The 13,967-nt window shown below is 71.2% G+C and carries 12 protein-coding genes; 10 read left to right on the top strand and 2 right to left on the bottom strand.

Annotated features, from left to right (window positions below; genetic code table 11):
• Positions 1–61 precede the first annotated feature (61 nt).
• The 10 genes from glmU (at position 62) to M1P99_RS07160 (ending at position 11,803) form a co-directional block, all read left to right on the top strand.
• Complete coding sequence (gene glmU, locus M1P99_RS07205) at positions 62–1,522, top strand: bifunctional UDP-N-acetylglucosamine diphosphorylase/glucosamine-1-phosphate N-acetyltransferase GlmU (protein WP_304451878.1); 1,461 nt, start codon at positions 62–64, stop codon at positions 1,520–1,522.
• A gap of 17 nt (positions 1,523–1,539) precedes the next feature.
• A complete protein-coding gene (locus M1P99_RS07200; RefSeq protein WP_304451877.1) occupies positions 1,540–2,508 on the top strand; it encodes a ribose-phosphate diphosphokinase in 969 nt (322 codons plus the stop codon).
• 338 nt (positions 2,509–2,846) lie between these two features.
• Complete coding sequence (locus M1P99_RS07195) at positions 2,847–3,440, top strand: 50S ribosomal protein L25/general stress protein Ctc (protein WP_304451876.1); 594 nt, start codon at positions 2,847–2,849, stop codon at positions 3,438–3,440.
• 203 nt (positions 3,441–3,643) lie between these two features.
• Entirely contained in the window at positions 3,644–4,279 is a 636-nt protein-coding gene (gene pth, locus M1P99_RS07190; RefSeq protein ID WP_369696510.1) for an aminoacyl-tRNA hydrolase, read from the top strand.
• Between the two features lie 538 nt (positions 4,280–4,817).
• Positions 4,818–6,269 (top strand): sugar transferase, encoded by a 1,452-nt coding sequence (locus M1P99_RS07185; protein WP_304455613.1) that lies wholly within the window; start codon positions 4,818–4,820, stop codon positions 6,267–6,269.
• Positions 6,270–6,272: 3 nt separating this feature from the next.
• Positions 6,273–7,064 (top strand): 3'(2'),5'-bisphosphate nucleotidase CysQ, encoded by a 792-nt coding sequence (locus M1P99_RS07180; RefSeq protein WP_304451874.1) that lies wholly within the window; start codon positions 6,273–6,275, stop codon positions 7,062–7,064.
• A gap of 50 nt (positions 7,065–7,114) precedes the next feature.
• Positions 7,115–8,047, top strand: a complete 933-nt coding sequence (gene cysD / locus M1P99_RS07175; protein ID WP_304451873.1) for a sulfate adenylyltransferase subunit CysD — start codon at positions 7,115–7,117, stop codon at positions 8,045–8,047.
• A gap of 120 nt (positions 8,048–8,167) precedes the next feature.
• Positions 8,168–9,436 (top strand): sulfate adenylyltransferase subunit CysN, encoded by a 1,269-nt coding sequence (gene cysN, locus M1P99_RS07170; protein WP_304451872.1) that lies wholly within the window; start codon positions 8,168–8,170, stop codon positions 9,434–9,436.
• 241 nt (positions 9,437–9,677) lie between these two features.
• Positions 9,678–10,568, top strand: a complete 891-nt coding sequence (locus tag M1P99_RS07165; protein ID WP_369696579.1) for a sulfotransferase — start codon at positions 9,678–9,680, stop codon at positions 10,566–10,568.
• Between the two features lie 98 nt (positions 10,569–10,666).
• Complete coding sequence (locus M1P99_RS07160) at positions 10,667–11,803, top strand: glycoside hydrolase family 26 protein (protein ID WP_304451870.1); 1,137 nt, start codon at positions 10,667–10,669, stop codon at positions 11,801–11,803.
• Positions 11,804–11,918: 115 nt separating this feature from the next.
• On the opposite strand, the gene M1P99_RS07155 is transcribed toward M1P99_RS07160, so the two are convergent.
• Together M1P99_RS07155 and M1P99_RS07150 are read right to left on the bottom strand one after the other, a co-directional pair.
• Positions 11,919–13,454 carry a glycosyltransferase gene (locus tag M1P99_RS07155; protein ID WP_304451869.1) on the bottom strand — a complete coding sequence of 512 codons (1,536 nt, stop codon included), beginning with the start codon at positions 13,452–13,454 and terminating at the stop codon, positions 11,919–11,921.
• Positions 13,451–13,909: a UDP-N-acetylglucosamine--LPS N-acetylglucosamine transferase gene (locus tag M1P99_RS07150; RefSeq protein WP_304451868.1), complete on the bottom strand. Its 459-nt coding sequence runs from the start codon at positions 13,907–13,909 to the stop codon at positions 13,451–13,453. Before M1P99_RS07150 ends, M1P99_RS07155 begins: the two co-directional genes overlap by 4 nt.
• Positions 13,910–13,967: the final 58 nt, after the last annotated feature.

Genomic DNA, 13,967 nt, shown 5'->3' with positions numbered 1-13,967 from the left:
GCGCGCCGCCGAGGGGTGAGCCGACAGTGCAATCGCCAGCTATCACGAGGGGTCCCCTTCAGTGAGCGTGAACCGCCCGGCTGCCGTCATCGTCCTCGCGGCGGGCGAGGGCACCCGAATGAAGTCCAAGCTGCCCAAGGTCCTCCACGAGATCAACGGCCGAAGCATGCTCGGACACGTGCTCTCCGCCGCCCGTGACCTGTCGCCGCAGTACTCGGTGGTCGTCGTCGGCCACGCCCGAGAGCAGGTCCGGGCCCATCTGGCGGAGGCCGCCCCCGAAGCCCTCACCGCGGTCCAGGACGAACAGAACGGCACCGGCCACGCCGTGCGCATGGCCGTCGAGGACCTCGCCTCGCAGGGCGTCAAGCTCACCGAGACCGTCATCCTCACCTGCGGCGACACGCCCCTGCTCCGCGCCGAGACCCTCGCAGGGCTGGTCGCCGAGCACGAGAGCGAGGGCAACGCCGTCACCGTGCTCTCCGCCCGGGTGCCCGACCCGCACGGCTACGGGCGCATCGTCCGCGACGAGCACGGCTCCTTCACCCGCATCGTCGAACACGCCGACGCCGCCCCCGGCGAGCGCGCCATCGACGAGATCAACTCCGGCATGTACGCCTTCGACGGCGCCCTGCTCACCTCCGTCGTCCAGCGGCTGTCCACGGACAACGCCAAGGGCGAGGAGTACATCACCGACGCCGTCGCGCTGCTGCGCGGCGACGGCCACCGCGTGGGCGCCTGGGCCGCCGAGGACTGGCAGGAGGTCCAGGGCGTCAACGACCGCGTCCAGCTGGCCGAGGCCAGGCGGGTCCTCAACCAGCGCCTGCTGCGCGAGCACATGCGCTCCGGCGTCACGGTCGTGGACCCCGCCACCACCTGGGTGGACGCCCAGGTGCGCATCGGCCGCGACGCGGTGATCGAACCCGGCACCCGCCTGCTCGGCGCCACCGTCATCGGCGAGGACGCCCACGTGGGCCCCGGCGCCACCCTGGAGGACACGGTGGTGGGCGAGGGCGCGCGCGTGCGCGAGACCACCGCGGACGGGGCGGAGATCGGGCCCGGGGCCTCCGTCGGCCCCTACACCTACCTCCGGCCGGGCACCCGCCTGGCCGAGCGGGCCAAGGCCGGCGCCTTCGTCGAGGTCAAGAACTCGAACATCGGCGCCGGTTCCAAGGTTCCGCACCTGACCTACGTCGGCGACGCGGACATCGGTGTGGGCAGCAACATCGGCTGCTCCTCGGTGTTCGTCAACTACGACGGGGTCGACAAGCATCGGAGCACCATCGGCGACCACGTGCGTCTCGGCAGCGACAACACCTTCGTCGCGCCGGTGCGGGTGGGCGACGGTGCCTACTCCGGGGCCGGAACCGTGATCCGGGACGACGTCCCGCCCGGCGCCCTGGCGGTCTCCGAAGGGAACCGCCAGCGCAACGTCGAGGGCTGGACCCGGCGCAAGCGCCCGGGCACAGCGTCCGCGGAGGCGGCGGAGCAGGCCGAGCGGCACAGAGCCGACAACGAGCAGTGACTGTGGGGGAGAAACACGTGAGCGGCATGAAGGCCACCGGCCAGAAACAGATGATGCTCTTCTCGGGGCGCACGCACCCCGCGCTGGCCGACGAGGTAGCGAAGGAGATGGGGATCGACGTGGTCCCCACGCGGTTCGACACCTTCGCCAACGGTGAGATCTTCGTCCGCTACCTGGAGTCGGTGCGCGGCAGCGACGCCTTCGTGATCCAGTGCCACGCGGATCCGATCAACGAGGCCATCATGGAGCAGCTGATCATGGTGGACGCGCTCAAGCGGGCCTCCGCCAAGCGCATCACCGTGGTCACGCCGTTCTTCGGGTACGCCCGACAGGACAAGAAGCACCGCGGGCGCGAGCCCATCTCGGCGCGCCTGATGACCGACCTGTTCCGCACCGCCGGAGCGGACCGGATGATGGCCGTCGACCTGCACACGGACCAGATCCAGGGCTTCTTCGACGGTCCGGTCGACCACCTGTTCGCGCTGCCGATCCTGGCCGACCACATCGCGAGCCGGGTCGACCTGTCCGAGATCACGGTCGTCTCCCCGGACGCCGGCCGTGTGCGCACCGCCGACAAGTGGGCGGACCGCCTGGGCGCGCCCCTGGCGATCATCCACAAGCGCCGTGACCCGGACGTCGCCAACCAGGTGAAGGTGCACGAGGTCGTCGGCCAGGTCGAGGGCCGCGTCTGCGTGCTGGTCGACGACATGATCGACACCGGCGGCACCATCGTGAAGGCCGCCGACGCGCTCTTCGAGCAGGGCGCGGCCAAGGTCGTCGTCGCCGCCACGCACGGTGTGCTGTCGGGCCCGGCCGCCGAGCGCCTGCAGAACTCCCGGATCTCCGAGGTCGTCATCACCAACTCGCTGCCGGTCCCCGAGGAGCGCGCCTTCGAGAAGCTGACGCAGCTGTCGATCGCCCCGCTGGTGGCCCGCGCCATCAGCGAGGTCTTCACGGACGGCTCGGTCACGAGCCTGTTCGAGTAGCGCGCCGCGCCGCTCCGAGGCGGGACCCCGCGGGGTCCCGCCTCGGAGCCCGCGAGGCCGTATTAAAGAGGTCCCCAGAACCAGTAGACTTGACCGAGTGTCCCCGTGCCCAGACGGAGCCCTTACGGGCTGCGTGTGGCAAAGCGGGCAGGGGTGCGCGACGAGCGTTCCCGGGCCGGACGGGTCCGGTGGCGGCTCGCCGGGCACGCCTGGAACCAGCGCGGTCGCGTCCCCTGCTTGTGGGGTGACCCCGCCGCTTCCCCGCCGAGGGCGGGAATCGTTCGTACTACTGGAGTCGTGTTCCCCGTGCTGCGGGGTTGAACCCGAGGAGTTTTGTCGTGTCCGAGGTACGTATCGCTGCCGAGCCCCGCACGGAATTCGGCAAGGGCGCCTCCCGTCGCGCTCGCCGCGCGGGTAAGGTGCCGGCCGTCCTCTACGGCCACGGCACCGAGCCCCGCCACCTGAACCTGCCGGGCCACGATCTCATGCTCGCCCTGAAGACCCCCAACGTCCTGATTCGTCTGGACGGCCTGGACAAGGACAATCTCGCCCTTCCCAAGAGCGTGCAGCGCGACGCCATCAAGGGCTTCCTTGAGCACGTCGACCTGCTGGTCGTGTCCAAGGGCGAGAAGGTCGAGGTCGAGATCAACGTGACCCTGACCGGTGAGGTCAAGGCACCGGGTGTGCTCAACCAGGAGCTCGTCACCGTGACCGTCGAGGCCGAGGCCACCCACATCCCCGAGGGCGTGGAGTTCAGCGTCGAGGGCCTGGAGGTCGGTGCCAACCCGACCGCCTCCGAGCTGAAGCTGCCCGCGGGCACCACGCTGGTCACCGACCCCGACTCGCTGCTGCTCACCGTCTCCGCGCCGCGCGTGGAGGAGGAGCCCACCGAGGGCGCCGAGAGCACCGAGAGCGAGGCCGCCGCCGAGTAGGCGGAGGCTCCACCACCGCACCGCGAACGCGCGGTCCCCGAACCGGGGACCGCGCGTTCGTCGCTCGGGGCGCTTGACGCCGGGTCCATCGTCGTCGCTACTGCCTGCCTCGCAGGCTCGCTGGCGGCAGAGACTCCTCCTGCAGGCACCGGCGCGCCCCTCGCCGTGCCTTTCGGCGAGGAGAGGCCGATAGGGTCGGCCGTATGTGGAGCTGGTGGCGGAGGTCGAACGGGTCGGGCGTCAGGAAGAACGAGGACATGGCTGAGACCGAGCGGTGGCTGGTCGTCGGGCTGGGCAACCCCGGCCCCACGTACGCGGCGAACCGGCACAACGCGGGCTTCATGGTGGTCGACGCGCTGGCCCGCGCCGGGAACGAGCGCTGGAAGTCCCACAAGGCCCGCGCCGAGGTCGTCGAGACCCGTCTGGACGGCACGCCGGTGGTCCTGGCCAAGCCGCGGACGTACATGAACCTCTCCGGCGGCCCCACGGCCGCGCTGAGCGCCTTCTACAAGATCCCCGTCGAGCGGATCGTCGTGGTCCACGACGAGCTCGACATCGACTTCGGCGCTCTCAAGCTCAAGCGGGGCGGCGGCTCCGGCGGGCACAACGGGCTCAAGTCGCTGACGGCGTCCCTGTCCGGGCCGGACTACGTGCGCGTGCGCTTCGGCGTGGGCCGCCCGCCGGGACGCATGGACGCCGCCGCCTTCGTGCTCAGGGACTTCTCCTCCACGGAGCGCGGCGAGCTCGACCTCAACGTCGAGCGTGCCGCGGACGCCGTCCGCACCGTCCTCACCGACGGACTGGACCGGGCGCAGAACATCTTCCACACCGCCGCCTGAACCGGCCCCGGGCCGAGGCGGCCCTGACCGGTCGGCCCGAGGACCCCTCCCTCATCCCCGCGGGAGCCGCCGCGTGGCCGCCGCCGTGACCGGCGGCGGGCGGTCCCGGCTTCGAGCGGGCCGTCGGAGACCGCTCCCACCAGTGTCTTCGCCCGGTCGAGGCCCCTCTCCCGTGCCGCGTGGACGATGGTGAACGAGCGGAGCCCGTGCTCGGCCGCGGGCCGCCGCGCCCGGCCTGGCCGGGCCGACCGCACCACCCCGGGTTTCGGTCCGGTCTCGGTCCGGACACAGTCCGCCGGTACAGGGTCGGGTTGCCCAACAAGCCGACACAGTGCGCGACTTATCCACTACTTTTGGTTACTGTACGGTGCGTCGGCCCTTCGTGTTCGAGGCGGCGCCCCGCTCCCGCCCTCCGCGTCGACTTCTGCCATGCCGAGGGCTGTCACGCACAGTGATCGAATCATCATCGTCAGTTCTCCTGGAGGGATCCGTGGTCACAACCAGCGGGGTGAAGGCCGCCCGGGAACAGCCGGCGCCGATCACCGCGGGCTTCGACGGCGCGCGGCGGGCGCGCCCGCGGGGCTGGACGCGCTCCTACGTGGCGGGCCTGGTCGTGCTCGACCTCACCGCCGCCCTCGCCGCGACGGCGGCGGGCACCGCGGTCCGCTTCCACGACTCCCTGGGCGCGGCGACCACGACGCCCTACTTCCACCTGTCCCTGCTGCTGCCGCTCACCTGGGTCGTGTTCGTCTACCTCGGCGGCGGCTACGCGCGGCGCTTCCTGGGGGTGGGGACCGAGGAGTACCGGCGGGTCGCCGTCTCCGGCGCCCTGCTCGCGTCCGCCGTCGCCATCGGCGCCTATGCCGTCAAGTTCGACCTGGCCCGGGGCTACGCCCTGGTCGCGCTGCCGCTCATCGTCCTGGTGAGCCTGACCCTGCGCTACGCGCGCCGCAAGGCCCTGCACCGGCGGCGGCGCTCGGGCCAGTGCATGAGCGGAGTCGTGGTCGTCGGCTACCGCGTGGCCGCCCGCGACCTCATCCGACGCTTCCGGGGCGAGATCTACCACGGCATGCGGGTCGTGGGCGTGTGCCTGCCCGAGAGCGAGTCCCTCGGTGGGCGGGCTCCCGACGAGGTGGAGGGGTGCCCGGTCCTGGGCTCCTTCACCGACGCGGCGGACGCGGCGTCCCTGGTCGGGGCCGACACCGTCGCCGTGCTGGCCTGCCCCGAGATGGACGGGGCGGAACTGCGGCGGCTGGCCTGGCGGCTGGAGAAGAGCGGCACCGACCTCATCGTCGCCTCCGCCCTCATGGAGGTCGCCGGGCCGCGCACCTCCATCCGACCCGTGGCCGGACTGCCGCTGCTGCACGTGGAGCACCCCGAGCTCACCGGGGTGCGCCGCGTCCTCAAGAGCTTCTTCGACCGGTCGGCCGCCGCGCTGGCGCTGGTCCTGCTCTCCCCGCTGCTGCTGGTGTTGTGCGTGCTCATCCGGTCGGAGGGCGGCGGACCGGCGCTGTTCACCCAGACGCGCGTCGGCAGGGGCGGGGTCGAGTTCACGGTTTACAAGTTCCGTACCATGGTGGTCGGGGCCGAGGCGTTGAAGGCGATGCTCACGCCCCGCAACGAGCACGACGGTGTGCTGTTCAAGATGCGTCGCGATCCCAGGGTCACGCCCGTGGGGGCATGGCTGCGCCGGTATTCGCTGGATGAGCTTCCCCAGCTCATCAACGTGGTACGTGGGGAGATGTCGCTCGTCGGCCCCAGGCCGCCGCTGCCGGAGGAGGTCGCCCAGTACGGGCACGACGTCCGCCGCAGGCTGGTGGTCAAGCCGGGGTTGACGGGCCTCTGGCAGGTCAGCGGTCGATCCGACCTCACATGGGAGGAATCGGTCCGCCTGGATCTGCGGTACGTGGAAAACTGGTCGCTGACATTGGACATCCAGATCCTGTGGAAGACGTGGTCAGCGGTGATCCGTGGGGCGGGAGCATACTAGCCGGTGAAGAGCATCCGAGACGATCATGAGGTGGCACGCGACCTGGCGAGCGAGGCGGGTCAGCTGTTGCTGCGCCTGCGCGCCCGGCACGGCTTCGCCGAGCCCGAGGTCCTGCGCACACTGGGGGACCGGACCTCGCACGAGTTCCTCTTCTCCGCCCTGGGGCGGCTGCGTCCCAGTGACGCGGTGCTCTCCGAGGAGGGCGCCGACGACCCCGCCCGACTGAGCGCGCGGCGGGTGTGGATCATCGACCCACTGGACGGGACGCGCGAGTTCTCCGAGCCGGGCCGCACCGACTGGGCCGTGCACGTGGCCCTGTGGGAGAACGGCGACCTCGTGGCCGGGGCGGTGGCGCTGCCGGCCCAGGGGAGCACGGTGTCCACCGTCGATCCGCCGTGGCTGCCCGAGGAGCGCCCGGCCGGCCAGCGGCTGCGCATCACCGCCAGCCGGACCCGTCCGCCCGCGTTCGTGCAGCGTATGGCCACCCAGCTCGGCGCCGAGGTGGTCCCGATGGGTTCGGCGGGTGCCAAGATCTGCGCTGTGATGCTCGGCATAGCCGACATCTACGTCCACGCCGGTGGACAGTACGAATGGGACAGCGCCGCACCGGTCGCGGTCGCGCGGGCCTCCGGCCTGCACACGTCGCGCATCGACGGCTCGCCGCTGCGCTACAACGTAGCCGACCCGCTACTCCCCGATGTCCTTGTATGTCGATCGGAATTGTCGGGTATGTTGTTGGCAAGCATCCGCGACGGCGCGGACCTGGACAGCGCCGGTCCGCACGCGGGGGGCTGAGCGAAGGACCCCTCCGCCGTCGGCCGTGACAGGATTACTAAGGCGGATTCATGGGTCAGGCGAGTCAGCAGGCACCCGGGCGGTACCAGCTTTCCCAGCTGGACGTTCTCGAGGCCGAAGCGATCTTCATCATGCGCGAGGTGGCCGCGGAGTTCGAGCGGCCCGTGCTGCTCTTCTCCGGCGGCAAGGACTCCATCGTGATGCTCCGCCTGGCCGAGAAGGCCTTCTGGCCCGGTGCCATCCCCTTCCCCGTCATGCACGTGGACACCGGTCACAACTTCGAGGAAGTCATCGAGTTCCGTGACCGCCGGGTGGCCCAGGCCGGGGTCCGCCTGGTGGTGGCGTCGGTCCAGGAGCAGATCGACCAGGGCAAGGTCAGCGAGCCCACCGGCCGCTGGGCGAGCCGCAACCGCCTGCAGACCTCCGCGCTGCTGGAGGCGATCGAGGAGAACGGCTTCGACGCCGCCTTCGGCGGTGCCCGCCGCGACGAGGAGAAGGCCCGCGCCAAGGAGCGCGTCTTCTCCTTCCGTGACGAGTTCGGCCAGTGGGACCCCAAGAACCAGCGGCCCGAGCTGTGGAGCGTGTTCAACACCCGGATCAACCGGGGCGAGCACATCCGGGTCTTCCCGATCTCCAACTGGACCGAGCTCGACGTGTGGAACTACATCCGCCGCGAGCGCCTGGAACTGCCCTCCATCTACTTCGCGCACGAGCGCCGGGTCTTCGAGCGGGACGGCATCCTGCTCTCCGACTCGCCGCTCATCCAGCGCGACGAGACCGAGACCGTGTTCACCGAGACCGTGCGCTACCGCACCGTCGGCGACCTCACCTGCACGGGCGCCGTGAAGTCCACCGCGGTGGAGCTGGACGACATCATCACCGAGATCGCCGCGACCCGGATCACCGAGCGCGGACAGACCAGGGCGGACGACCGGACCAGCGAGGCGGCCATGGAGGACCGCAAGCGCGAGGGCTACTTCTAGGGCGCGGCCGGCGGAGCCCCACCCCGGTGGGGTGCGTTCGCCGGACACCCTCGGCCCCGCCCACGACTCGCATCCCGGCGCTCCGGGCGCACGAACCTCTTCTCCAGGGACCAGGCAAGCATGAACAACGACATTCTGCGGTTCGCGACGGCGGGATCCGTCGACGACGGCAAGAGCACCCTGATCGGCCGACTGCTGTTCGACTCCAAGTCCATCTTCGAGGACCAGCTCGACGCGGTGGAGCGCACCAGCACGGCGCGCGGCGAGGAACAGACCAACCTGGCGCTGCTCACCGACGGCCTGCGCGCCGAGCGTGAGCAGGGCATCACCATCGACGTGGCCTACCGCTACTTCGCCACGCCCAAGCGCACCTTCATCATCGCCGACACCCCCGGGCACATCCAGTACACCCGGAACATGGTCACCGGTGCCTCCACCTCCGACCTGGCGATCATCCTGGTGGACGCCCGCAAGGGCCTGCAGGAGCAGAGCCGCCGCCACGCCTTCCTCACCACGCTGCTCCAGGTGCCGCACCTGGTGCTGGCGGTGAACAAGATGGACCTGGTCGACTACTCCCAGGACCGCTTCGAGGAGATCAAGGCCGAGTTCGCCGACTTCGCGACCAAGCTCGACGTGCCGGACCTGACCTTCATCCCGATCTCCGCCCTGCACGGCGACAACGTGGTGAGCAGCTCGGAGAACATGTCCTGGTACAGCGGGCCCTCGCTGCTGCACCACCTGGAGAACGTGCACATCGCCTCGGACCGCAACCTGATCGACGCGCGCTTCCCCGTGCAGTACGTCATCCGGCCGCACAAGTCCGTCGACCCCGAGCTGCACGACTACCGGGGCTACGCGGGACAGATGGCGGGCGGTGTGCTCAAGCCCGGCGACGAGGTCGTCCACCTGCCGTCCGGTCTGACCACGCGGATCGCCAAGATCCTCACCGCGGACGGTGAGATCGCCGAGGCCTACTCGCCGATGTCGGTCACCCTCCTGCTGGAGGACGAGATCGACATCTCCCGGGGCGACATGATCAGCCGGCCCAACAACTCGCCGGCGGTCTCGCAGGACCTGGAGGCGATGGTCTGCTGGATGACGGACGCCCGCAAGCTCACGCCGCGCTCCAAGCTCATCATCAAGCACACCAGCCGGAGCGCCAAGGTCATGGTCAAGGACCTGCGCTACCGGCTGGACGTCAACACACTGCACCGCGACGAGCAGGCCGACCACCTCGCGCTCAACGAGATCGGCCGGGTGCGGCTGCGCGCGACCCAGCCGCTGTTCGTGGACGAGTACTGCAAGAACCGCCAGACCGGCGGGTTCATCCTCATCGACGAGGCCACCAACGTGACCGTCGGCGCCGGCATGGTCGTCAAGGCCGACTAGGCCGAGCGTGTCCGTCGGGCCGACGGGGGCGCACGCCCTCCGGGAGTCCCCGTGTGACCGCCTGCCTCCGTGAAGAGGGGCAGGCGCGAACACGGGGACTTCCGTGTTCCGCGGCGCCCGAGCGTCGTCAGACCCGGGCCGTCTCCGTTCCGGGACCGATTGTCGCGTTTCGTGTGTACGCTATAACGGATGGTCATACTCTGGTCGGGTGGATGACTATCGTCTGGTCTTCGTGGGCGGGATGGGCCGCTCCGGCTCGACCCTGATCGAACGGCTCCTCGGGGAGCTCCCGGGCTTCGTCGCGATCGGTGAGGTCGTGCACCTGTGGCGGCGCGGGCTGCTGGAGAACGAGCGCTGCGGCTGCGGGAGCCCGTTCGCCGACTGCGGCTTCTGGGGCGACGTGGGCAAGGAGGCGTTCGGCGGCTGGGACCGCCTGGACGTCCACGAGGTCCTGCGGCTCAAGGACGGCGTCGACCGGACCCGCTACCTCCCGGCCCTGCTCAACATCGGGCGCGACGGGGTGCTGGCGGCGCGGGCCGACCGCTACATCGAGCTCTACCACCGCCTGTACTCGGCCGTGTGCCTGGTCAGCGGCGCGCACGTCGTGGTGGACGCCAGCAAGCACGCCTCGCTCGCCGCCTGTCTGCGCCGCCGCTACGGCTCCAGCCTCCACCTGCTGCACATCGTGCGCGACCCCCGCGCGGTCGCCCATTCCTGGGGCAAGCGGAGGGCCCGCCCGGACGCCTCGCCCGACAGCAGCGAGCCGGAGATGGCCCGCTACTCCGCCGGCCGGTCGGCGGTCCAGTGGCTGACGCAGAACGCGGCCCTGGACGCCCTGGCCCGACGGGGGACGCCCACGCTGCGCGTGCGCTACGAGGACTTCGTGGCGGACCCGGAGGCGGAGTTCGCCCGGGTGGCCGCGTTCGCGGGGCACGCCGGGCGCCCGCTCGACCTCGGGCCGGGCGGGGTGCGGTTCTCGCGGGGGCACGCGGTGTCGGGCAACCCCATGCGGTTCGCGGACGGTCCGGTCGGGGTTCGGGCCGACGAGGGCTGGCAGCGGGAGCTCGCGCCCTGGCGGCGGCACCTGGTCAGCGCGGTGACCAGGCCCTCGCTCCGGCGTTACGGATACTGATGTCCGGAATGCCGGTGGTATGTCGCACGCCCACAAACGAACCTTTGGTGATTAACTGAGTACTCTGCGTTGTCTAACCTCGCTTGGAGGCGTTGATCGTGGACAGGGGACCGGTACGGGGCATGACGGCGGCGGTCGCGCTGGCGGTCGCGCTGACGGTGACGGGAGTGGGTGACGCACCCGAGGGGGCGGCCGCCCTCGACGAGCGCCCGGTGCACCGGCCCGGTTCGCCCACCGCGTCGTTCCTCGGCATGCCCGCCGAGCTCGCGTGCACGGTCTCGGACATCATGGAGCCGAGCTGCGGTGTCTGGTGGGGCGCCAGCCCCTACCGCGACGACATCGGACCGCTGGAGTCCGCCGTCGGCCGCGACATGGACATCGTCTACACCTGGCGCGGCATCGACCAGGCCGACGTGCCGGGCGAACGCGAGCGCCGCATGGTCGCCGAGGGCCGCTTCGTGCACACCAACATCGAGGCGCGGCACTTCAACCGCCGGGGCCACCCCGCCATCGACTACAGCGAGATCATCGCCGGGCGGTTCGACGAGAGCCTGCGCTCCCAGGCCCGCAGGATCGCGGAGCTGGGGGTGCCGTACTTCGTCACCTTCGACCACGAGGCCGACGGCAAGCAGCGCTACAACAACCGCGGCACGCCGCAGGAGTTCGTGCGCAGCTGGCGGCACATCGTCGACCTGTACCGCGGGGAGGGCGCGGACAACGCCATCTGGGTGTGGAACGTGACCGGCTGGCCGGGCAACCTCGACCGCCTCCCCGGCCTGTGGCCCGGCAACGACTACGTCGACTGGATCAGCTGGGAGGCGTACAACATGTCCAACTGCGACGCCATGCCGCACTGGGAGGGCGTGGACTCCTTCGAGGAGGCGCTGGCCCCCGCCTACGAGTGGATCCAGGAAGAGGGGCCGCGGCACGGCATCGACCCCGACAAACCGGTGATGATCGGGGAGATGGGCACCACGCCCATCGGGCCCCGGGAGACGCTGCGCTGGTACGCCGACATCCCCCGGGTCCTGCGCGAGTACGAGCGGGTCCGCGCGGTCAAGGTCTGGGACAACAAGGTGTCCGCGGGGTGCGACTTCCGGATCGGTACCAACCGGTACGCCCGCCAGGGCTTCGAGATGGCCGGGCGGGACCCCTACGTGAACCTGCCCGACCGGGTCCGCCGCCTGGCGGAATACGCCCACGGACGCGACCAGGGCACGGGCGGCCGCGACTAGGACGTGTCCGGCGGATACGCGCCCCGGCAACCCCGGCGGGCCCGTGGGAGCCCACGGCGGTTCCCGGCGGGGCCGGGTCGCGGTCGGCCGAACGCCCCGCCCGCGCCGGCTCCGCTCAGACCCCCTTGCCGCGCAGGTGCAGGACCCGCAGGATCCACGCGGGCGGCACCCCGCACACCACCAGCAGGGCCAGCGCCGCGCGCCCCTCCACGGGCCGGTGCCGCAGCGTACGGCCGATCCACCGCAGCGCGGCGCCCCGGCGGCCCGCCGAGGCCTCCGCGAAGGCGATCTGGCCGCTCACGCGCGCGTAGCCGCGGGGGACGAGGCGGAACTCGGGATAGCGCTCCAGCAGCCAGCGCAGCGCGGTCGCGATGGTCTGCCAGCGCCCGGAGAAGTAGGAGCGCCGGTGCCACAGGACCCGCACCCCCGGCTCGGGGATGTTGCGGATCGGCGCACGCCTGGCCAGGCGCAGCAGTAGTTCGTAGTCCTCGGCGTAACTGCCGGGGATCTCCTCGCTGACGGTCCCGCAGCCGTCGATCATCGCCCGGCGGCGGATGAGGAACGTGGAGGGGTGCAGTTCGGTCAGGCGGGACCGCAGCAGGTCCGCGAAGGTGATGCTGGTGCGGTCCAGGACCCGCTCCGCCTGGACGCGGTCGTAGACCACCCGGATGCCGCAGCACACCATCTCGGTGCCGGGCTCGTCGAGCATGATCCTGACCTGGGCGGTGAGCTTGCCGGGCAGCCAGGTGTCGTCGTCGTCGCAGAAGGCCACGAGGTCGGTGTCGGCGGCCAGGACGCCGGTGTTGCGCGCGCCCGCCAGCCCCGGGGTCATCGAGTTGGTGACCACGCGCACCGGACGGGCGTCTCCGCCGCGGGCCAGAGCCGTGTCGGGCTGGTCGTTGTCGAACACCACGATCGCGGTGATGCGGCCCGGGTAGTCCTGGTCGTGGATCGCCTCCAACGTGCGTCGCAGCAGTTCGGGGCGGTCCCGGGTGGGCACGACCACGGTCACGTCCGGCCACGCCCGATCCGCGGCCGGGGCCGCCGTCGCGGTGGCCGCGCTCCCTGCGGCACCCGGTCCGCGGGAGTCCGGGGCCTCGTCGGGGCCGGTCAGCAGGTCGATGAGGGCGCCCGCGCGCAGTGCCGCCCGGTCGGGGCCGTCCTGACGGTCCTCGCTCACCCGGAACTCGTCGGGGGAGGCGAGCGCCCGGTCGATGAGCCCGGCCAACTGCTGCGGGGTGGTGCACGAGCGCACCCGCTCGGTGTCCTCCAGCCGTTGGACGAAGAGGAGCTGGTGGTCGTCCACGTGCTCGTCCAGTTCGGGGTCGCGGGGGACCACGATCGGCAGGTGGCCCGTCCCGCGCGCCTGGAGGATCGTTCCGGGGCCGCCGTGGGTGACCACGACGCGGGCCCGGCGCATCAGTTCGCCCAGCTCCTCGCCCGGGACGAACGGTGTCCCGTCGGCCTTCCTCGGCGGCGTGCTGTGTCCGTGCTGGACGAGGACGCGCAGGCCGCGGTGGCGGCGGGCGTAGTCGTCCATCCACCGCACCAGGCGGTCGAACGAGTGGTGGTCCGTCCCGAGGCTGACCACCACGTCGGGGTGGTCGCTGGCATCGGGCGTCGGAGCCTCGGTGGTGGTCTGTTCGGTCACAGGAGCGGTCCTACCGTGATGGCGCTGGGCATGAACGAGCGCTGCTCCTCCCACTGGGCGAGGGACAGCCGGGTGAAGGGACGGCACAGGCGGGCGGTGAGGGTGGGGGTGTCGATGCGGTCGTAGACCTCGATGTAGACCGTGGGGATCCGCAGCAGCCAGGCCAGGGCGAAGAACGGCAGGGCCACACCGGCGCCGGTCGTGACCACGGCGGACGGCCGGAGCCTGCGCAGGACGCGCAGTGCCAGCCAGGTGTTGCGGAGCAGGTTGCCGACGTGGCGGGTGGTCGGGTGGTGGGCCCAGTGCACCTCCTCGCCGCCCAGCGCGGACTCGGCGTCGGGGGTGCGGAAGGTCACCCACACGCGCTTCCTGTCCCGCCACCAGGGGCGGAGCGAGCACAGCTGGGCGAGATGGCCCCCGCTGGACGCCACCAGGAGAACCGGTCGATCGAACATGGCGTCATCATCCCATAACTAAGAGTGATCATCGATGAGGTTGGGAGGATCCACCGCC

Origin of the sequence: Nocardiopsis sp. YSL2, from assembly GCF_030555055.1 — a bacterium.
Lineage (GTDB): Bacteria > Actinomycetota > Actinomycetes > Streptosporangiales > Streptosporangiaceae > Nocardiopsis.
This window is presented reverse-complemented; position numbering and strand designations above follow the sequence as displayed.